Source organism: Lentilactobacillus parabuchneri DSM 5707 = NBRC 107865 (assembly GCF_001435315.1).
In the GTDB taxonomy this organism is placed as follows: Bacteria; Bacillota; Bacilli; order Lactobacillales; family Lactobacillaceae; genus Lentilactobacillus; species Lentilactobacillus parabuchneri.
This window is the reverse complement of record NZ_AZGK01000003.1, coordinates 1-20,649: the sequence shown is the minus strand read 5'-3', so window position 1 is coordinate 20,649 and position 20,649 is coordinate 1. Positions and strand designations below refer to the sequence as shown.

The 20,649-nt window shown below is 43.8% G+C and carries 17 protein-coding genes; 12 read left to right on the top strand and 5 right to left on the bottom strand.

Going from position 1 to position 20,649, the window contains the following annotated elements; genetic code table 11:
• Positions 1-275: 275 nt before the first annotated feature.
• On the top strand, positions 276-1,796 hold the full coding sequence (locus FC51_RS04000) for a YfcC family protein (protein ID WP_057910885.1): 1,521 nt from the start codon (positions 276-278) through the stop codon (positions 1,794-1,796).
• Between the two features lie 309 nt (positions 1,797-2,105).
• On the top strand, positions 2,106-3,452 hold the full coding sequence (locus FC51_RS03995) for a M20 family metallopeptidase (protein ID WP_057910884.1): 1,347 nt from the start codon (positions 2,106-2,108) through the stop codon (positions 3,450-3,452).
• Between the two features lie 61 nt (positions 3,453-3,513).
• On the opposite strand, the gene FC51_RS03990 is transcribed toward FC51_RS03995, so the two are convergent.
• Positions 3,514-4,914: a sugar porter family MFS transporter gene (locus FC51_RS03990; RefSeq protein ID WP_057910883.1), complete on the bottom strand. Its 1,401-nt coding sequence runs from the start codon at positions 4,912-4,914 to the stop codon at positions 3,514-3,516.
• 324 nt (positions 4,915-5,238) lie between these two features.
• Between FC51_RS03990 and FC51_RS03985 the strand changes: the two genes are divergently transcribed.
• Positions 5,239-5,799, top strand: a complete 561-nt coding sequence (locus FC51_RS03985; protein WP_057910882.1) for a MarR family winged helix-turn-helix transcriptional regulator — start codon at positions 5,239-5,241, stop codon at positions 5,797-5,799.
• A gap of 57 nt (positions 5,800-5,856) precedes the next feature.
• Here FC51_RS03985 and ppdK read toward each other — a convergent pair whose 3' ends face one another.
• Entirely contained in the window at positions 5,857-8,511 is a 2,655-nt protein-coding gene (ppdK, locus tag FC51_RS03980) for a pyruvate, phosphate dikinase (protein WP_057910881.1), read from the bottom strand.
• Between the two features lie 271 nt (positions 8,512-8,782).
• On the opposite strand from ppdK, the gene FC51_RS03975 reads away from it, so the two are divergent.
• Positions 8,783-9,397, top strand: coding sequence for a CBS domain-containing protein (locus tag FC51_RS03975; RefSeq protein ID WP_057910880.1), 615 nt, complete (start codon positions 8,783-8,785; stop codon positions 9,395-9,397).
• A 144-nt stretch (positions 9,398-9,541) separates the two neighbouring features.
• Positions 9,542-10,549, top strand: coding sequence for an acyltransferase family protein (locus FC51_RS03970; protein WP_057910879.1), 1,008 nt, complete (start codon positions 9,542-9,544; stop codon positions 10,547-10,549).
• 146 nt (positions 10,550-10,695) lie between these two features.
• Here FC51_RS03970 and FC51_RS03965 read toward each other — a convergent pair whose 3' ends face one another.
• The 3 genes from FC51_RS03965 to FC51_RS03955 all read right to left on the bottom strand — a co-directional run bounded on the left by FC51_RS03965 (position 10,696) and on the right by FC51_RS03955 (position 13,253).
• Positions 10,696-11,193 (bottom strand): GNAT family N-acetyltransferase, encoded by a 498-nt coding sequence (locus tag FC51_RS03965; protein WP_225355068.1) that lies wholly within the window; start codon positions 11,191-11,193, stop codon positions 10,696-10,698.
• 45 nt (positions 11,194-11,238) lie between these two features.
• Positions 11,239-12,597, bottom strand: coding sequence for a uracil-xanthine permease family protein (locus FC51_RS03960; protein ID WP_057910878.1), 1,359 nt, complete (start codon positions 12,595-12,597; stop codon positions 11,239-11,241).
• 206 nt (positions 12,598-12,803) lie between these two features.
• Positions 12,804-13,253 (bottom strand): GNAT family N-acetyltransferase, encoded by a 450-nt coding sequence (locus FC51_RS03955; protein WP_057910877.1) that lies wholly within the window; start codon positions 13,251-13,253, stop codon positions 12,804-12,806.
• 103 nt (positions 13,254-13,356) lie between these two features.
• Between FC51_RS03955 and FC51_RS03950 the strand changes: the two genes are divergently transcribed.
• The 7 genes from FC51_RS03950 to FC51_RS03920 all read left to right on the top strand — a co-directional run bounded on the left by FC51_RS03950 (position 13,357) and on the right by FC51_RS03920 (position 20,599).
• Positions 13,357-13,974, top strand: coding sequence for a hypothetical protein (locus tag FC51_RS03950; protein ID WP_057910876.1), 618 nt, complete (start codon positions 13,357-13,359; stop codon positions 13,972-13,974).
• Positions 13,975-14,039: 65 nt separating this feature from the next.
• Complete coding sequence (locus tag FC51_RS03945; protein ID WP_057910875.1) at positions 14,040-14,549, top strand: YbhB/YbcL family Raf kinase inhibitor-like protein; 510 nt, start codon at positions 14,040-14,042, stop codon at positions 14,547-14,549.
• A gap of 77 nt (positions 14,550-14,626) precedes the next feature.
• On the top strand, positions 14,627-15,112 hold the full coding sequence (locus FC51_RS03940) for a universal stress protein (RefSeq protein ID WP_057910874.1): 486 nt from the start codon (positions 14,627-14,629) through the stop codon (positions 15,110-15,112).
• Positions 15,113-15,270: 158 nt separating this feature from the next.
• Positions 15,271-16,884, top strand: coding sequence for an FAD-dependent oxidoreductase (locus FC51_RS03935; RefSeq protein ID WP_057910873.1), 1,614 nt, complete (start codon positions 15,271-15,273; stop codon positions 16,882-16,884).
• Positions 16,885-16,995: 111 nt separating this feature from the next.
• The gene (locus tag FC51_RS03930) at positions 16,996-17,562 is read left to right on the top strand and encodes a hypothetical protein (RefSeq protein ID WP_057910872.1); all 567 of its coding nucleotides are present in this window, start codon (positions 16,996-16,998) and stop codon (positions 17,560-17,562) included.
• A gap of 204 nt (positions 17,563-17,766) precedes the next feature.
• Positions 17,767-18,798, top strand: coding sequence for an SH3-like domain-containing protein (locus FC51_RS03925; RefSeq protein ID WP_057910871.1), 1,032 nt, complete (start codon positions 17,767-17,769; stop codon positions 18,796-18,798).
• Between the two features lie 190 nt (positions 18,799-18,988).
• The gene (locus tag FC51_RS03920; protein ID WP_057910870.1) at positions 18,989-20,599 is read left to right on the top strand and encodes an APC family permease; all 1,611 of its coding nucleotides are present in this window, start codon (positions 18,989-18,991) and stop codon (positions 20,597-20,599) included.
• Positions 20,600-20,649 lie beyond the last annotated feature (50 nt).

The window sequence follows — 20,649 nt, the reverse complement described above, 5'->3', positions numbered from 1 at the left end:
TTTCATATTATCTTGCTAAAACATTTGCTAACCGGCGTTTTGTCTTTTGGACATTTTCACCAATTAGTATGAATTATTAGAGAATTTGAAAGCACTTTCTTTGTAATTTTTATACCTTCTTATTTATAATGAGGGCATGGAGGGGATTCTATAAAGTCTTGTGATTGTGAAATTTAGAATAACTTAAACTTATGAAAATAATTCGAAATTTCTTCACAGATTCTTTATAGTTTTTTTGTAAACTTAAGTCAGTAAAAGAAAAGGAAGTGAACATGATGCAAAATCAACAAACAACACCAAAGAAAAAAAGATTTAAGATGCCTTCAGCGTACACGATCTTATTTCTGATTATTATATTCGTTGCAATTTTAACTTGGATCATTCCAGCTGGGCAGTACTCGACTGATAAAGCCGGCAACATTATTGCCCATACTTATAAGGCGGTTGCCTCTAACCCTCAAGGTATTTGGGACGTCTTTTCAGCCCCGATCTATGGAATGGTCGGAAACGACACCACTGAAGGTGCCATCTCTGTTTCTTTGTTTATCTTGGTAATTGGTGGATTCTTGGGCGTTGTCAACCAGACAAAAGCCCTTGATGATGGAATTGCCACCGTTGTTTCAAAGTATAAAGGCAAGGAAAAAGTTTTAATTCCCTTACTGATGATTTTGTTTGCCCTTGGTGGATCAACTTATGGGATGGCTGAAGAAACCATCGCCTTTTATCCACTATTGATTCCAGTCATGATTGGTGTGGGATTTGACTCGCTGGTTGCGGTCTCGATCGTCTTGGTTGGTTCTCAAGTCGGTTGCTTGGCCTCAACGGTTAACCCGTTTGCGACCGGTGTTGCCTCTCAAACCCTTCACATTTCACCCGGTGACGGTATTATTTCCCGGGCGGTTCTGTTTGTCATCGTCGTGACAATTAGTATCCTGTTTGTTTATCAATACGCTGCGAAGATTGAAAAGGATCCGTCAAGATCCTATGTCTTTGAGCAGCGCGAGGAAGATCTGAAACGGTTCGCATTGAACCATGAAGACCAGCCCGGTACCAAAATGACCGGCCGTCAAAAAGCCGTTCTTTGGATGTTTGGATTGACCTTCTTAATTATGATCATGGGGCTCATCCCATGGGACCAAATTAACAAGAACTGGACATTCTTTACCAGCTTCACTAAATGGCTCCAAGGCGTTCCGTTCCTGGGAAGCTTGATCGGGTCAAACTTAACACCGTTTGGTTCCTGGTACTTTACCGAAATCACCACCCTCTTCTTCTTGATGGCAATCGTTGTGATGTTTGTCTTCAAAATGAAGGAGTCAACGTTTATTGAATCATTCTTAGCGGGAATGAGCGACTTCATGGGCGTTGCGATCGTTGTTGCCGTTGCGCGTGGAATTCAAGTCGTTATGAATGACGGAAACATTACCGCAACGGTTCTGCACTGGGGTGAAATGGGATTATCCAACCTCGGTTCAGTTGTCTTCATCATTTTGGCGTACGTCTTTTACATCCCAATGTCCTTCTTGATTCCATCAACGTCGGGCCTTGCAGCTGCGACTATGGGAATCATCGGACCAATGGGTAAGTTTGCGGGCGTTGATCCAAGCTTGGTCGTAACAGCATACCAAAGTGCATCCGGCTGGGTAAACCTGATTACCCCAACTTCGGGTGTCGTAATGGGTGCGTTAACGATCGCGCACGTCAATATCACAACGTGGTGGAAATTCATGTTCAAACTGATGATCTACTTGTTCTTAGCCACTGCAATATTCTTGGGAGTGATGGCGGTTATTTAAAGAGTGCGACGAGGGCTGGGTGATGCGGTTTCTAAGGCAGTTTTGGTTTAAACCCCGCCTTTGGGTTTGAATCAAAGCTGGCTTAGAAGTTAGCATCAGGCCTGTCGTCCAAAGGACTAGACGCTACACTTCGTTTGCGGTCGTCGGAGCAAGTTTAGCTCGACAAGCATTTACTCATCAGCTAAGCCAACTTTCACAGAAATCTACCTTGATTTCACCGGAAGTTGGCTTAGGTGCGGATTACAGCTCAAAGAAACTCATTTCAAAAAATAAGTTCATAAACAATACAACTTAGGAGGCACAACAAACATGTCAGAAAAATTAGTTACTGAAACCGAACAGAATGCCGCCGTTGAAGGTTTAAAACGTCTTGTCAGCAAGCCTTCAGCCAACGATCCCCAAACCGTTTCCAAAACCACACCATTTGGACAAGGGATTGATGACGCACTGACCGAAGTTTTGAAGATTGCCGAAGAAAATGGCTTCAAGACGTTCAAAGATCCTGAAGGCCACTATGGTTATGCTGAAATTGGATCCGGCGATAAAATCTTTGGAATCATCGGCCACGTTGATGTTGTTCCTGCCGGCGATCCAAATGATTGGGACACCGATCCGTTCCACGCTACTGTTAAGGATGGTTATATTTATGGCCGTGGAACCCAAGACGACAAAGGGCCGTCAATGGCCGCGATGTTTGCTGTCAAAGCTCTAGTTGACCGCGGTTACAAGTTTAACTGCCGAATTCGTTTTATCTTTGGCACTGACGAGGAAACCCTCTGGCGCGGCATCGCCGTTTATAATGAGAAAGAATCCCCAATTGATTTTGGGATTGCACCAGATGCAGAATTCCCGTTGATTTACGCAGAAAAAGGCCTTGAGCAGTCCTACTTGGTTGGACCAGGAATGGACGAACTTTCACTCGAACTCGAAAATGCCTTCAACGCTGTTCCTGCCAAGGCACCTTACAATGGTCCCAAGTTAGCGGAAGTCAAGGCAAGTCTTGACAAGCACGGATTTGAATACGAGGATCATGGATCGGACGGGATTACAGTTGTTGGTAAAGCCGTTCACGCCATGAATGCCCCTCAAGGCACCAATGCAGTGTTACGATTGGCGATTGCCTTAGATGATGTTTTCCCAAACAAAGTGCTTGATTTCTTTGGCAAGAAATTTAAAGAAGACGCAACCGGCACCAATTTGTTGGGTGACGTCGAAGATGAAGCATCCGGCCATTTGACCGTCAACATTTCCAGCTTGAAGATCACCAAGGACGAGACCCGAATGCAAGTCGATATGCGAATTCCAGTAACCGTTGATCACGACGAGCTGATTGAGCAACTTAAGAAAGCCGCTGAACCTTACGGATTACACTACGAAGCTTTTGACTACGTTGCCCCACTCTACGTCCCAACTGACAGCCACTTGGTTAAAACCCTGATGGCCACGTATAAGGACCTCACCGGAGATGATACTCAGCCACAAATTTCCGGTGGTGCCACGTTTGCCCGGACCATGAACAATTGTGTTGCCTATGGTGCAATGTTGCCGGGAACGCCCGATTTCATGCATCAAGTCAATGAAAACTGGGAACTGAAAAGTATGTTTAAAGCAATGGATATCTACGCTGAAGCGATTAAACGTCTGTGCGTCGATTAACTTACCGCGACCAAAAAAGCCTCGAGAAAATTCTCGAGGCTTTTTTCATTGCAAACGCAGCTTACTTAGCCTGGGCAGCAGACTTGGCAGCCGCTTTTAAAGCAGCGTTCTTTCGCATATCCATTTCAATTTGTTCCAACGTCTTCCCACGGGTTTCTGGGACCATGAAGATGACAAAGAAGATTGAAACGATGGCGAAGAATGTAAAGACGGCGAATGGACCACCGACGTTATTGTTAAACATGTGGAGTAATTCCAAGAAGAATTGTGAAACAATGAAGTTTCCAATCCAGTTGGCAGCTGAACCAATTGAGGTTCCGACACCACGAACGTTCAATGGGAAAATTTCACCAATCATTAACCAGCAAATTGGACCCCATGAAACGGCGAAACCGAAGATGTAGATCCCAATTAAAATCATGGTTGGGACAGCGGCGTCTTGAACCTTCAACGTAAAGTTTAAAATTGAAAGGATGCCAATTGAAAGTGCCATCACGATTGATCCGAATAGCAAGATCGTCTTCCGGTTGAACCGATCCATGATGTTGTACGCCAAGATGGTGCAAAGAAAGTTCACAACTCCGATTCCAACTGAAATCCAAATTGCATTGCTTTCAGGGAATCCAAAGCCCTTAATAAAGACTTGTGGCAAGAAGTAAATAACTGAGTTAATCCCAACTAATTGCTGCAGTAACATCAGTAAGATCGCAACAATCACGGCCGGACGGGCAACCGTGAACAGCTCTTTTAAGCCACCCTTTGGTTGATTGGCAACCGTTTGGATGTCGGCCAATTCTTTATCAGGGTCCTCATTAGTCTTCGCACGAAGTTCATGCAAGACGTCACGGGCCTCATCAATATCACCTTTTTCAACCAGGTAACGAGGAGACTCAGGCAAAATGATTGAACCGATGAACAGCATCAGCGCTGGAATCAAAGCCGACCCGAGCATCCAACGCCAGTCACGTAAGCCTAATAAGTTGTGGTGCAGGAATCCCAAGTTGGAAACATAGGCCAACAGAATCCCTAAAGTAATCATCAACTGAAACATCGTGCCAAGTGAGCCTCGGTGCGGTGCGTCAGCTAATTCAGCCAAATATGCCGGTGTCAAAGCTGAAGCAGATCCTACGGCAAAGCCTAAAATAATTCGGGCGATGACCATCGAAACAAATCCTTGTGCAAACATCGACAGCCCAGATCCAATTAAAAATAGAATCGAAGCAAAAACCAACAACCGCTTCCGCCCGTATCGATCAGACAATGACCCGATCGATAAGGCACCAACAGACGAACCAATCAAAACTGAAGAGACAATGAAGCCAGTCTGTGCAGTTCCTAAATTGAAATTACTTTCAATCAATGGTGAGGCACCAGAAATAATACCGGTATCAAATCCAAATAAAAGGCCCCCTAATGCACCAAAGAAGAAAATAAAAAATGTACTCAAATGTCTTGCTCTCAAGATACGTCCCTCCCCAGGGAATATAATTTAATGAACGGTTACTAATTGTAAGCCCTTACATATGAAATGTAAACGTTTTACGCCATTTAGTCTCCCCAGCAACCATTCATTTATTTCTGCTCTTAGTGTAAAAACATCCGGTCAAGTTTACAAGTATTTACATTTTTTACCTGCATCTCATGCCTTTAGTGGAATTACAGTTGAAAATATAACGCGTATTTTTTATCTAGTTAGGTACCGAAACATTTTCCTTGCCTTCTGAATTTTTCCGTGTATACTTCATATTGTTAGGTACCTAAGTAAAACATTCAAAGGAGAATTAATATGACAAACGATAAAAGAGCATTACTCGGCAAGTTCTTTGGCTTCATGCACGGCACTCAACGCCTGGCCCGACACCAAGAACGGCCTTACCACTTACGGGGACAAAACCGAGCCCTAGTCATTTTGGCAAAAAAAGGCACTTTGATTCAAAGCCAACTCGCTGAAATTATGGACATCCGCCCATCCTCACTCACGGAACTGTTGGCCAAATTAGAGGAACGTGGCCTGATCACCCGCACCCCTGACGAGAACGACAAACGCGTGACGAATGTGGCAATCACAGATGAAGGAAAGAAGTTAATTCAAGAAGACGACTCAGCCGATGATTTGTTAGACGAGATCTTTGAAGGTTTATCTGATGAAGAATTAACCCAACTTAACGACCTGATGGATAAGTTAAACAACTCACTTAAGAGCAAACTTCCTGACCGTGATGAAGAGCCTTGGGGACCACACGGACACGGCCACCACGGACCATTCGGCCGACCACCTTTTGGCGGCCCTCACGGAGGACCTCATGGTGGACCTCGAGGACCTCATGGACCTAGAGACTTCTTTTAACCGATAGCATCTAAAAAAGACCGCCGACTTTGCACCGGCGATCTTTTTTCATACATACTAATTCTTAACTAAATTCGCCATCACGTCTTTTTTCTTGTTGAGCTTAATGTGGGCTTGGGCAGCCGCTAATTTGGCAACCGGAACTCTAAACGGCGAGCAGGACACATACGACACGTGAATTGCTTCAAAGAATTCAATTGATTTTGGATCACCACCAATTTCGCCACACACGCCAATCGGCAGATTGGGTTTAGCAAAACGGCCCTTTTCCACCGCCATCTTCATCAACTCACCGACGCCGTCAACGTCCACTGTCTGGAATGGGTCGGCGGGTAGAATCCCCTTTTTAATATATTCTGGCATAAAGGAGCCGACGTCATCCCTGGAAAAACCATAGGTCAACTGGGTTAAATCATTCGTCCCGAAGCTGAAGAAGTCCGATACTTCTGCGACTTTATCAGCCGTTAAGCAGGCACGCGGAATTTCCATCATTGTTCCAACTGTATATTCAAGTTTGGCACCCTTTTTTGCAAATAGTTGTTCAACTTGGTTCACGACCACTTCTCGAACCCACTTCATCTCAGCCTTGGATCCGGTGAGTGGAATCATGATATGCGGCTCAATAATCAGTCCTTGATCAAGCAAGTCCAATGCGGCCCCAATAATGGCACGAACCTGCATTTCGTAAATATCCGGGAAGGTGACGGCTAATCGGTCACCACGGTGGCCCAGCATTGGGTTGATTTCCTTCAGGGCATCAACACGGCGCGCCAGATAAGTTGGATCAATATTTAGCTGATCAGCAACCTTTTGGATTTCTTTCTCGTCGTGCGGTAAAAATTCGTGCAACGGCGGATCCAGGAGACGGATGGTCACTGAGCGACCTTCGGAGAGGCGAAACAATTCGTAAAAGTCACCCTGTTGCATTTTGGCTAATTCAGCCAATGGCGCCTCACGTTCTTTTGCGTCTTCAGCAATGATTAACCGTCTCATCTCCAACAATCGTTCCGGTTTGAAGAACATGTGCTCCGTTCGGGTTAAGCCGATGCCGTCTGCCCCAAATTTAAGGGCTTGGGCAAAATCAGCCGGCGTGTCCGCGTTGGCATAGACGCCCATGTCACTTTCCTGTTTGGACCACTCTAAAATCGTCGATAAATTATCATTGACCTTGGTATCGTTGGTTTTAATCTGGCCGATATAAATATTTCCGTTGGTGCCGTCAACCGAAATCCAGTCGCCCTCATTCAACTGCTCACCGGAGATCGTCGCTACTCGGTTTTGATAATCCACCTGAAGGCCATTGACGCCAACCGTGGCAGGTGTCCCCATCCCGCGGGCAACAACTGCCGCGTGAGACGTCATCCCGCCTCGTGAAGTAACGATGGCTTCACTGATGACCATGCCTTCAATATCTTCAGGAGACGTGTCCTGACGAACCAAAATAACTTGTTGTTCCAAATCATCATGCGCCGCTTTGGCTGATTCAGCCGTAAAATAGATTTGTCCAGACGCCGCCCCTGGCGATGCGGGTAGCCCACTTGCAGCAACGGTATTTTGATCCAGTTCTGCTTCATCAAACTCAGGATAAAGAATCGCGCCCACTGAATCGGGATTAATTCGCAAAAGCGCTTCAGTTTGAGAAATCAGTCCCTCATCAACCAGGTCAACGGCAATTTTAACGGCGGCTGTTGGCGTCCGTTTGCCATCCCTTGCTTGAAGCATATACAATGTCCCGTGTTCGATCGTGAACTCCAAGTCCTGCATATCACGGTAGTAAAATTCGAGCTTTTTAGCGATTGCAGCAAATTCGTTGTATAAGTCGGGCATTGTGTCCGCCAACGTACTAATTGGCTGTGGCGTCCGAATACCGGCGACAACGTCTTCTCCTTGAGCATTTAATAAATACTCGCCAAATAATTTGTTTTCGCCGGTTGCCGGGTTTCTGGTAAAGGCAACCCCGGTTCCGGAATCCTCACCGGCATTTCCAAAGACCATCATCTGAATGTTGACGGCCGTACCTAAATCACTGGCGATGTGATTTTCACGACGATAGACCTGGGCTCGGTGATTATTCCAGGATTCAAAGACGGCGTTGACCGCCGCTAATAATTGTTCTTTAGGATCTTGAGGAAAGACCTTTCCTGCCTTGCCAACATAAAGATCCTTGAATTGATCGACAATCTCCTTCAAGTCAGAGACGGTTAAGTCCAAATCGGATTGATAGTTGTGCGTTGTTTTAACATCCTCTAGGACCTGATCGAAAACACCTTCAGGGATCTCATAGACCACGTTTCCAAACATCGCCAGTAAACGGCGGTAGCTGTCATAAGCAAATCGGCGATTGTCAGTCATGTTAGCCAAAACTTCGACCGTTTGATCATTTAAACCGATATTTAAAATCGTGTCCATCATCCCCGGCATCGAAATTGCTGCCCCGGAACGAACTGACACTAATAATGGATTGGTTGGACTATTGAACTGTTTGCCCACTTTTTCACTCAGTTGGGCAATTGCCGCTTCAATCTGAGTTAATGTGTCGTCATTTAATTGATTGTTGTTATCATAGAACGCCTGGCATGCTTCAGTGGTGATCGTAAACCCATCCGGAACTGGAAAGCCCAATGTGGTCATCTGGGCTAAGTTGGCACCTTTTCCACCGAGCAAGCGTCGCATATCTTTGTTGCCTTCTTCGAATCGATAGATGTATTTCATATAATGACGTCCTTTCTAAAATCAATTACACATTTCATTTGATGCGTATATCATATATGATACGTCTTATTAATGCAAATTAAATTTTATAGAACGTTTTATTGCAACTTTCAAAACAATTGATCTGCTGGGATTTTCAGACCTCCAAAAAATATTTTATTTGCTAGATTTTGTCAAATAACACGTTTTATTGGATACATATAGAACGTTGTATGTTAGAATCTATTTGAATGGTACGGACCACTAAATCAAAACGTTTGGAGCGACGACCTTGAAACTTACCCCTCGCCAAAATCAAATTATCGCTATTGTTAAAAAGGACAGCCCAATCACCAGTAAGCAGATTTCCGCTGAGCTGAAACTGAGCATGCCGACAATTCGATCGGACCTGCGATTATTAACGGCATTCGGAATTCTCGAAGCCAAGCCCAAAGTTGGCTACACGTTTAATGATTCCCCAGCCAAGTCTTTGAGTTATCAAAAGCTTTATCAAGAGCCCATCCAACGCATTTTGCAAAAACCGACGGAGATCAGAGAAGATGCGACCCTCACCGAAGCCGTTAATACTTTATTCATTGAAGATGTTGGCTCGTTGTACGTTGTTGGCGACCAAAATGAATTAGTTGGCCTGATTTCTCGAAAGGATTTGCTCAGGGCAACCTTGAATAATACTAATGCATCACTCACGTTAGCCAGCACCGTGATGACACGGATGCCTAATATTTTTACGGTCACACCAGACATGTCTGTGATCGAAACCGGGAAACTATTGCTGGAGCGAAAAGTTGATTCACTTCCGGTAGTCGACCAGGACAACCAGACAAAAGTTGTTGGCAAGATTACCAAAAACCGCATTTTTCAGCACTTTATCGAAAGTGTTCAATAACGTTCGACCCGCTAAGAGCCGAGGCCATGTGCCTTTGCTCTTTTTGCGTTGCAGACTGTATTTTTGCTTTAAGCCTGACTTAAGCTTGATAATGTATAAAGTTCATACAGATAGTTAATTAAGGACGGTGATCGAAAGAACATTATGCTGAAAAAGAGAATTGAATGGATTGACATCGCCAAGGCATATGGCATCATTGCGGTGGTTTTTGGTCACGCAATGGCCAGTGGGAAGGCAACTGATATCATCTACTGGTGGCACATGCCATTATTCTTCATTATTGGCGGCTTCTTCTTAAAACCACTTACAACAAATACATTTGAACAATGGAAAAAGTTTTTTAACAAACGAATTTACAAGGATCTTTTAATTTACTTTTCGGCCGGAATTGGATTAATCCTCTTGTACAGCATCCTTTATAACAAAGACTGGCAGTACCTGATCGATTACCTCTCCCGGCTGCTGGTCGGCGGAAGAACGCTGAACCACTATACCAGTACATTTTGGTTCGTCAACGTTTACCTGCTGTCAATTACGGCAGTGACGCTGCTCATTTCGACCGTTAAATCACGCTGGCTTCAGTTGGGAATCGTTTCTGGCGGTTTGTTTGTGGCAACTTGCTACGACAAAATTGACTGGTCGAACTTGTATCAGTATCAAACGTTGCCGTGGAATGCCGACATTGTTCTGATTGCGGCTTTCTTCACCTATGTCGGTTACTTATTCTTCCACACCAATTGGAAATGGATTGAAAAGCCGGCTTCGATCGGCGTGCTGGTAACTGCTGCGGTCGCTTTGATGGGCCTTTACATCAATCATAACTTTGACTTCAGATTCTCAATGAAGTCTCACTTGATTGAATCATCGGAGCCAAAAATCCTGATGTTGGCAACGATTCCCCTCATCTTCTCATTTGGGGTCATGGGCATCTCGTATTTGACCAGTCGATTGCCAATTAGTTTATTCTTATCAACGATTGGTAAACACACGATGATCATCATGTATCTGCACGGCGCACTGCTGGATATCGCCGAGCAGGCAGGAATCGAAGGCGTCATGGTTAAAGTTTCTATTGCCATAATCGTCCCAATGCTTCTCGCATTGCTGGCACAATCAATGCAAAGAAACCAAGGTGTGTATCTGCGCGCGTGACACGACCCCGGTTAGACTTGAAGCATTAATGTGATAAGCAACGGGGTATTAAACGAATAACACTAAATAAAAAAATGGGCTGGACACAAGCAACGATGCTTGTGTTTCAGCCCATTATTTTATAAACAAGTGTATTATCCAACAGTCTAAATTTCGTCGAAACGTAATTCCATATACTCCGCACCATCCAAGGGATTAAACCGATACGGATCGATCGCCTTAAAACCAGCCGCCCGGTAAATTTTTAATGCGCCCTGCATGGATTTTAAAGTATCCAAGCGAATTGCATCATACCCGAGGCTTTTGGCACTTACCAAAATTCGGGCAACCAGCTCTTGACCAATGCCCAATTGTCGAAAAGCATCCCTCACGTAGAGTCGTTTCATTTCCGCAATTCCGGGTTCAAATGGATGTACGGCAACTGCACCAGCCAACTGATGATCAACGTACGCTAAAATTAAATCACCGCCCGGCTGACTGTACCTGTTTGATAAATCATTTAACTCATCGGAAAAGTCTTGAAAGCTGAGGTCAAATCCCAGCGACTGGGAATATTCAATGAATAACCGTTTGGCGAGTTCAAAATCCTCGTTGGAAACGGCGTGCTTATAAGCAATTTGTGGCTGCTTTTGTGGATCAATCATGGCTATCCCTCCCTTTATGCTTGGGACTACTTTACAAAATGTTGATTACTTATGCAAATTGCGTTGATGAAGCAGTCGCTGCTTTTCTTCTTCGGCCGCCTTATCTGCCATCTTTTGATCATGTTCCCGCTCGCTGGCAGCCTTTTGTGGCAATACCAGGTTGAGCACAATCCCAATAATTGTGGCGAATGCCAATCCAGTAAATTGAAAGTGGCCAATTTGCAAATAGGCATTTCCGACACCAACGACCATTACCGTTGAGGCAATCATCAGGTTTCGCTTGAGACCCATGTCAACCTTATTTTCCACCATAACCTGAATTCCGGCTGTCGCAATTGTTCCAAACAAGAGAAAACTGATTCCGCCAATAACCGGCATCGGCATTTGCATAATCAAAACGTTTAATTTATTGACGAAGGCAAATAAAATCGCGAACATGGCCGCTCCCATCAATACATAAACACTGTGAATCTTGGTAATGGCCATAACGCCAATGTTTTCACCGTAACTGGTCATGGCTGGCGCCCCAACCAAACCGGCAAACAATGAAGCGGCACCATCACCGGCAAGCGTTCGATTCAAGCCAGGGTCCTTGAAGAAGTCCCGACCGGTTAATTCGTCCAGCACCATGATGTGTCCCATATGCTCAGTCATCGTGACGAAGGCAATTGGGGTGATGGCTAAAATTGCCGCCCAATCAATGTGAAATTTGTAATCAATTCCGGGAATATCAAAGGCCGGAATTTTGAACCAGGGTGCAGTTGCAATCGCGTGTAAATCAACGATTCCGCAGAATACCGAAATCAAATACCCACAAACAATCGCCAATAACACTGGAATTAGACCAATAAAGCCTTTAAATAACATGTTAAAAATAATTGCTAAGAATAACGTTGCCAGTGCAATTGAGAAGTATAGCAGACTGTAATGGCCATTTTTCATCATGGCATCTTGTGCTGCGCTACCAGCCAGTGACAGACCAATCACCATCACAATCGGTCCAACCACAATCGGCGGTAAAATATGGTCCACCCAGTCCGATCCGATGCCCCAGATAATCGCCGCCACAATCATATACACAATTCCGACACCAATAACTCCCTGAGCGATTCCAGGATAGCCGGTCGTCTTCATTAACGCCAACATCGGTGTGATAAATGCAAAACTTGATCCCATGTAGGCCGGAATCTTCCGCTGGGTAATCATAATGTGAAGTAGCGTTCCGACACCTGACGCAAACAACGCAATGCTTGGACTCAACCCGACCAATAACGGGACAATCACTGTCGAACCAAACATCGAAAACATGTGTTGAAGTGACAACCCAACCCACGGGAAGAACTTCGGCATGTCATGGATATCTAGAATCGCCCGATCGTCGTGAAATTCATTTTTGTCTGCCATATATATTTGCCACCCTCATTTAAATTTAAATCTTTATGTCACCACTGCACCTCGAACCGCACAAAAAAATGCCCGCCGGCAAGCCGACAGACATTTTCGAGCCTTCACTCGTTCAATATCGTCCTCTTACCAGCCTCACGGGACCAGAGTTAAAGATTCATTCGTTGAAATAATTATAATATACTGAAAACACTTGTCAATCTAATTTAGATCAGCTTCTCCATGTCAATGTGGGGAATGCCGTCTTCCAAATAAACGTCACTAACATTTTTAAAACCAAATGATTGATAAAACTGATTGAGATATTGTTGACCTGCCAAAACAATTTTACTGGCTTTGGGCATTAATTGTGGAATTTGAGCCAATGCTTGATCGACGAGTCTTCTTCCGTGACCACCGCCACGGCTTTGGGGATCGACGACCACTCGTCCGATTCGGGCAACCGTCCGATTTTCTTCAGGGATAATCCGTGCATAAGCGGTTAATTGCCCACGCGCGTCTTTAAACATCAAGTGGTAGGAAATCTTATCGTCGTCATCAACTTCTTGGTAGTAACATTTTTGTTCGACCACAAAGACTGCTACCCTGAGCTTATAAATATCGAAGAGTTCGTTTGTTGTCAGTTGGGAAAATTGTTTTACATACACATCATCCATATTGGCCATCCTTTGTGGTTTAAAAATACAAGATTTTCGCTATCTGTTATAATATATTCAACTAGATTAATATGCAATAATAGAATCTAAATGAGGTATTGATTTGAATAGGCATGACAATGAACCACAATACAAAAAATACGACTTCAATTCTGAAGAGAATCGGCGCCGTCAACACAAGAAACAATATAGCGGCTGGTGGTTGGCACTCTTAATTTTGGTTATCGGGATTGCCCTTGCCCTGTCTGTCAGTTGGTTGTTAACGTCCGGTAATGGCCGGTCTAAGAGTAATTCCACAAACGAGATTAGCAAAACCATCAACAAGTCCGAAAAGGCTTTAACCGGAAAAAGTGACAAGGGTGCACTGACGAGTCAAGTTGAAAAAAATCGGGTGAACGCGTTTAGCAACAAGCTCAAAGACGCCAGTGACGGCGGACTGTCACCCAAAGAACGTTCCCAGTTCCAAACGACAATCAATGAGGAACAAAACCAATCGGTTCGTTCACAAGAGCAAAATCTACTCAATGGCATTAAGAGCAACAAACCTGCCAAGCCCCAGAAGGCGCCCGACCAATTTGCCAGCACCCATACCTTTGCCTCGGTTCAAGACGCCAAGAATTGGGCAAATGCGACTAAACAGCAGTGGCTCAAAGCCGGCTATGTGAATTATACAATTACGTCAAACGGTCAGGGCTATTTCATCTTACGTTTCATCAAATAATTTAAAAAACAGATTATTTTAATCTCAACGTAAAAGACATATCATGGACTTAAGGAGGGATGACCATGGACATTCAAGTACCACTTACAAAGGGTCTCTTAGCAGACAAATACGCGAAGTATGCGGCAGCTGCCGACATCGTGGACGGCAAACCAATTGTCTCGTTTCCAATTAAAATTAACGGTGTCCCGGAAGAAGCCAAATCTTTGGCACTCACCTTTTTGGATTGGGATGCCGTACCAGTCAGTGGCTTTCCATGGATCCATTGGATTGCTGCCAATATCGCACCAACCGTCACCGAAATTCCGGAAGACAACAGTCAAACGTTGAAGGTGCCAATGGTTCAGGGCAGAAACAGCACGGCAGGCGGCATGATTGGTAACAAAGACGTTAAAACTGCGTGGCATTATAACGGACCCAACCCACCGGATAAAGTTCACAACTATCATTTATCAATGTTTGCATTGGACGCCGAATTACCGTTAAAAGACGGCTTTTGGTTGAACGAACTGCAAGACGCAATGCGCGGACACATCCTGGCAACTGCCGAATTCACCATTCCAAGTAAGCCATAATATTTGGTTTTCAGACGTTATGACAAAGAAAAATTAGTGATATAATGAACTTAAATTAATTTGTGGGAGGTTTCTTCATGGAATCCAATTATAAAACCATTTTAGTACCGGTCGATGGGTCTAGTCAGTCAGAGGACGCATTGGCAAAGGGCGCACAATTTGCAAAAAATAACGATGCTCATTTGGACGTACTTCATGTTCTGAGCACACAACAATACGGTTATAACTACGGCGGAATGGTAGACGGCGATGTCATCAACAATCTTGTTGAAGATACCACGGACTATTTGAACAAACTCGTTGACCGGATTAAAAAAGAATCGGGTCTTGACGACATTCAAATTCACATTCGTTTCGGTAATCCAAAGACTGTTATTTCAATGGAATTCCCAAGAGACCACAAATCTGACTTAATCATCATCGGCGCAACCGGTATGAGTCGGCTACAACGTGTTTTAGAAGGATCAGTGTCATCATTCGTTGACAGAAATGCCAAGTGTGACGTCATGGTCATTCGAACGAACACAGACAATAAGCCATATATTCCATTTCCAAAGGATTAAATCAACTATCACCCATATAGATCATCGAAGGACAACTGTGTTCTTTGGTGGTCTTTTTTCATGGCTATATTTAGGGGGCAATTTGTTGACCTTATTCCCCAACAAGGTATGATTAAATTAGTATATGTAAGCGCTGTAATCCGAGAGGAGAATCAACTATGAAAGTACTAGTTATTGGTGGAATTGCCGGTGGGCCTTCATTTGCCACCAGACTTCGTCGAATAAACGAAAATGCTGAAATTATTATCCTTGAACGTGGCGCGGCAATTTCTGTTGCCAGTTGTGCCCTGCCTTATTACTTGGGTGGCCTGATCAAGGATCGGTCCGCAGTAATCGAACGAACCCCAGAAATTTTAAAGCAGAAAAATAATATTGATGTTCGATTATTTAATGAAGTGACCAAGATTAATTCCGCCGACAAAAATGTTGACGTCAAAAACCTTCAAACGGGGGAAACTTATCGTGAGTCTTATGACAAGTTGATCATTGCAACAGGAGCCAGTCCAACATTCCCCGAAATTAAGGGTATTCATGACGCAGATAACGCGTTTGTTCTACGAGCCGTGACCGATGCAGATAAGATCAAAGCGTTTATTGACGAAAAGCACCCGCAACACGCAACGGTCCTGGGGGCCGGTTCAATTGGAATCGAAGTTTCAGAAGCACTCGTCGATAACAATATTGACGTGACAATCGTCGAGCAGTCCGGACACGTTGCTTCGCCATTTGATCCGGAAATTACGGATATTGTTGCCGAAGAATTGCACAAACAAGGCGTTCATGTCATCCTTAATGAAACGGTCGACGAGATCCGCGATAACGGTCATACCCTCGTTTTAGCCGATGGAACAATTCATGAAACAGACATGCTGTTTTTAGGCACAGGTGTTCAACCAAATAGTGAAATCGCAGGGGCTGCTGGCATTAACCTGTCTGATGATGGCCACGTGATCGTTGATCATCATCTGCAGACAAATCTACCCGATATCTACGCGATTGGCGATGTGATCGAGACGACGAGTTTAATTACCGGCAAGCCCATTCCAAGCTTGCTGTCGAGTGCTGCAAATCGGCAGGGTCATTTATTGGCCGATATCTTAAATGGAAGTTCCTTAGAATACAAAGGCTTTATTAGTGCTGGCGTATCAAAGTTCTTTGATTTAACTGCCAGTTTCGTTGGCTTTACAGAGCAAACTTTACAGCAACTTGGGATTACGAATTACAAGACCGTCTTCATCACACCTTTTGACCGAGCTTATTTCTATCCAAATGCTGATCGAGTGAACTTCAAATTAATTTACGAAGATAAAACCGGTAAAATTCTGGGCGGTCAAGCTGTTGGTCGAAACGGGATTGATAAGCGGATTGCCGAATTGTCCGTCGCAATTACCGGTAATTTAACGGCGTTTGATTTGCCTTCCCTGGAAATTCCTTATTCGCCGCCTTACTCATCGACCCGAGATGTCTTGAACATTGCGGGATATGTCGCCATTAACCAGCTTACAAATACAACTGCCACGATTAAAGCAGAAGCGATTTCTCCAGATGACTTAGCTCATGCGGCATTTTTAGATATCCGAGAGGCTGGCAAACCGGTGGCCGGTTCCATCACCCCCACCCTGAACATCCCATTATCAGAACTACGTGACCGAATTGATGAGATTCCAAAGGATAAAAAAGTCTACATCACATTCCGTAAGGGACTTGGTCCGTATAATGCTTCTCGAGTTTTAGCCGGAAAAGGTATCAATGCGATTATGATTGAAGAATAATTAGATGAATATCTAAATAAATGTTGAAGAAAATAGAAATTTAGCCCCTTTAAACCCATTTTTAACTTGTGGCACAGTATAATATGTATGTAAGGACGGGAGTGTGATGATATGCCGCGAAAACTAAGACCAAATTTAGCAATCAAAAAAGTCTTAAAAATTTACCAAAAGAACTTTTTAACCAATACATTTACCGCGCCTCAAAATGACGCCTTGCAGCTGATATTCAGCCTTGGCTACACGGTAAGTGCCGACGTTAACGAAAGTTCATATGGATACGTTAAGGTCGTCAATATGGATACAGGAAAGTCGCTTGTTTTGACCAATCTCAGTGGCAATAAAGCCTTACTGGACGGTGGCCTGACAGTCCTTTCCGAACCCGAATTGGACCTCGACACATTTGATTATGTTGGCTACTTGAATGTCAAAGGAAATAATCCAGACTATTTGACCCCAACCGTTGCAAACTTAAAAATGCTGCGTAACCGATTAAATCAAATCAACGCCACATTTGAGCGTCTGAAACGGCTGCGGACGGATTATGAGGAACATCTTACCAAAATCGACTCTGAATACAATAAAAACGTTAATTCATTTATTACGATTGTGGATCAAGTCGAACGGATGTCTAATCGATTGACTGAAACGGACAATTCAAAGAACAAACACCACGAATAAAAATGGCAGGGTAACCTGCTTTTTTATTTTACCATAACGGGATATTTTTTGGTACGGTTTTTATTTTTTAGATGTTTTATTAAATACATTTTATCCAATACTCATGAAATATTCACGAAATTTAACCCCATTTTTAATTAATGCCCCATATAATTTACCCTGTTGCAAATAACTGCAAACAATATTTTTGGAGGAGTATATTTTATGAGATTATCTAGAATTGCGTTGGCTTCACTAATTTCTTTGGGTGTTTTAGGGGGCGTTTCGTCCAACGCTTCAGCCAGTCATCACCAGGCTTATCAAAAGGTTCTTTGGAACAAGGCGATGGCTCACCACAAAGTTGGGTTAAAAAACGGTAAGGGAATTATTTGGAACAAACCATATAAGACTTCCAAAAATTCTAAAATTAAATACCGAATCTCCCATAAAAAGGGATTGGTCTTAACCACCCTTCGCCACATGAAAGTTAAGAGCGGAACCATTTATTACTTTGTCAAAGGTGGCAAAATTAGCGGCTGGATCAACAAAAACAGTGTTAAGTTGATCAAAAATAAGGGTGGTAAGGTTACACCAATCACTAACGGTGACGCCAAACCTGGTATTGCGTCATCACAATCAACACCTGCCGCTTCAGGGGCTTCTAATAGTGTAAATACGGTAAAACCAGCAAATTCTGCTAGTCAAAGTTCTCAAAGCACTTCAAGCATTTCCTCGTATCCTTCCCAACCAAGTACAGTTGTTTCAGGAAAAAGCAAGGTGACTAACAAAGTTGAAAAGAAACGAGCTGCTCAGCCGGATTCTGAGCATGCCTTCGATACCTATACTGAAGGCGAGATTGCCGATACAAGTTGGGTCTACCACCAAACATGGGATTCAAAAGACAACACCGGTAAACCAGCTTCTCAAGTTCTTGCAGCACGTGTAAAAAAGGGAACTAAAATTTTGATTGCCTTAAATGACCCTCATGATGGCCACAAGCAAGTTATGATTAAAACGGCTGATGGTAAGATTTCGGGATATGTCGATTGGTCACAAATCAAAATTGGTACCGGCTCAAACGCTGTTACTCCTGCTCCTGAGCCAGTCAAAGAAGATAAGTCAACTTCTGATAAAATACAACCTAAAGAAACTGAAGGACCTAAAGACAGCACAAAAGAATTACCTGGTCAAAACAGTAACTCAGGTTCACCAGCAAACGGTCAGTCCAAATCCGATAATAATGCATCCCAAAAATAATCTGTGATCGATTCATTGTTAAGCACCCAAAATTTGGGTGTTTTTTTGCAATATTTGTGAAATTTCAAAATCCATCAAATTTCCCCAACCCCCTGTTTTGACAACCATAGCCCGCGGTTGTCCGTTTTCAATCATTTGCAATCATTTTTATCTTTGGTAAACTAGTTGTCATTGCTAACAGGAGGTATACATGGATTCAAAAAACACAACAAAGATTGGACTTTTTCAACTTGTCATGCTGACACTGGGATCACTGATTGGTTCCGGCTGGCTTTTCGGATCATGGGAAGCAACTAAGATTGCCGGCCCGGCAGCGATTATTTCTTGGGTCATTGGTGGCGTCGTGATTGCGGCAATCGCTTATGACTATGTCGAAATCGGCGCAATGTTTCCCGAGGCTGGCGGAATGAGCCGCTATGCCCAATATTCACACGGGCCACTTTTGGGGTTCATTGCATCATGGGCCAACTGGATTTCATTAATCACGTTAATTCCGATTGAAGCCGTCGCCGCTGTTCAGTATATGAGTTCCTGGCCGTGGTCATGGGCGAACTGGACCCACGCGTTTTTGAAAAACGGTGCGATCACCACGTCCGGCTTAATGGTTGTTTTCGTATTTATCTTAGTATTCACCCTCTTAAATTTCTGGTCCGTTAAACTGTTAACCAGCTTCACCAGTTTAATATCAATTCTAAAAATCGGGGTTCCTGCCCTAACAATTATCATGCTGACCGTGTCAGGATTTTATCCGCAAAACTACGGTCACTCTGTTCACGAGTTTATGCCATATGGTTCGGCTCCGATTTTCGCCGCAACGTCGGCCGCCGGGATTATCTTTTCATTTAACGCATTTCAGACCGTGATCAATATGGGAAGCGAAATCAAAAAATCTCGGAAAAATATCGGTCGTGGTATTTTTATTTCATTGCTGATCAGTGGGATTATTTACATTCTGCTTCAAAGCACTTACATCACATCTATGAAGCCGTCAACGCTTGCGTCAACCGGTTGGAGTGGTTTTGATTTTAACTCGCCGTTCGCTGATTTAGCGATTATGTTGGGCATTCGCTGGTTATCCGTTCTGTTGTACATGGACGCCTTTGTTTCGCCAGTCGGAACCGGCGTGTCATTTGCTGCTTCCACTGGCCGCGCCTTGTACGCCATGGAAAGCAATCAACATATTCCAAGCTTTATCGGTAAAATCAATCAAAAGTACGGCATCCCGCGAGTTGCGATGATCGTCAACCTCGTACTTAGTATGCTGATGGTTTCCGTATTCAGGTCATGGTCAACGTTGGCAACCGTTATTTCAACGTCGACATTAATCGCTTATTTAACCGGTCCGGTGACCGCGGTTGCCTTCCGGAAATTGGCGCCTAACTTCAAGCGTCCGGTCAAATTAAAGAATCTTGGCTGGATGGCCCCACTTTCATTTGTCTTGGCCTCTCTGGCCATTTATTGGGCAATGTGGCCAACAACCGTTGAAGTCATTCTGGTCATTTTGATCGGCCTACCATTTTACTTTTACTATGAATATCGAGCTGGTTACGTTGATACCAGAAAGGCGTTTTACTCCAGTATGTGGATGATTATTTATCTGATCTTTATTTCGATCATGTCATATATTGGCAGCGCCGAGTTCAATGGCATCAACTGGATCCATTATCCATGGGACTTCGTTGTCATTGCCTTGGCATCCCTGGCGTTTTACTACTGGGGAATCAAAACCGCCCACGTTTTCCCTGATTTCTATCAGGCCAAGAAGCTGAACGACACCGTTAAAATGAACGATGATGATTAGTAACTTATTTTAAAATATAAAAGAGGCTGGGACAAAAGTCTCAGCTCACG

What these genes read in the sequence shown, in the direction of transcription:
- FC51_RS03920 (WP_057910870.1), top strand. Translation starts at nt 18,989, where the DNA reads ATGGATTCAAAAAACACAACAAAGATTGGACTTTTTCAACTTGTCATG.
- FC51_RS03930 (WP_057910872.1), top strand. Translation starts at nt 16,996, where the DNA reads ATGCCGCGAAAACTAAGACCAAATTTAGCAATCAAAAAAGTCTTAAAA.
- FC51_RS03970 (WP_057910879.1), top strand. Translation starts at nt 9,542, where the DNA reads ATGCTGAAAAAGAGAATTGAATGGATTGACATCGCCAAGGCATATGGC.
- FC51_RS03995 (WP_057910884.1), top strand. Translation starts at nt 2,106, where the DNA reads ATGTCAGAAAAATTAGTTACTGAAACCGAACAGAATGCCGCCGTTGAA.
- FC51_RS03940 (WP_057910874.1), top strand. Translation starts at nt 14,627, where the DNA reads ATGGAATCCAATTATAAAACCATTTTAGTACCGGTCGATGGGTCTAGT.
- FC51_RS03960 (WP_057910878.1), bottom strand. Translation starts at nt 12,597, where the DNA reads ATGGCAGACAAAAATGAATTTCACGACGATCGGGCGATTCTAGATATC.
- FC51_RS03985 (WP_057910882.1), top strand. Translation starts at nt 5,239, where the DNA reads ATGACAAACGATAAAAGAGCATTACTCGGCAAGTTCTTTGGCTTCATG.
- FC51_RS04000 (WP_057910885.1), top strand. Translation starts at nt 276, where the DNA reads ATGCAAAATCAACAAACAACACCAAAGAAAAAAAGATTTAAGATGCCT.
- FC51_RS03945 (WP_057910875.1), top strand. Translation starts at nt 14,040, where the DNA reads ATGGACATTCAAGTACCACTTACAAAGGGTCTCTTAGCAGACAAATAC.
- ppdK (WP_057910881.1), bottom strand. Translation starts at nt 8,511, where the DNA reads ATGAAATACATCTATCGATTCGAAGAAGGCAACAAAGATATGCGACGC.
- FC51_RS03955 (WP_057910877.1), bottom strand. Translation starts at nt 13,253, where the DNA reads ATGGATGATGTGTATGTAAAACAATTTTCCCAACTGACAACAAACGAA.
- FC51_RS03925 (WP_057910871.1), top strand. Translation starts at nt 17,767, where the DNA reads ATGAGATTATCTAGAATTGCGTTGGCTTCACTAATTTCTTTGGGTGTT.
- FC51_RS03965 (WP_225355068.1), bottom strand. Translation starts at nt 11,193, where the DNA reads ATGATTGATCCACAAAAGCAGCCACAAATTGCTTATAAGCACGCCGTT.
- FC51_RS03935 (WP_057910873.1), top strand. Translation starts at nt 15,271, where the DNA reads ATGAAAGTACTAGTTATTGGTGGAATTGCCGGTGGGCCTTCATTTGCC.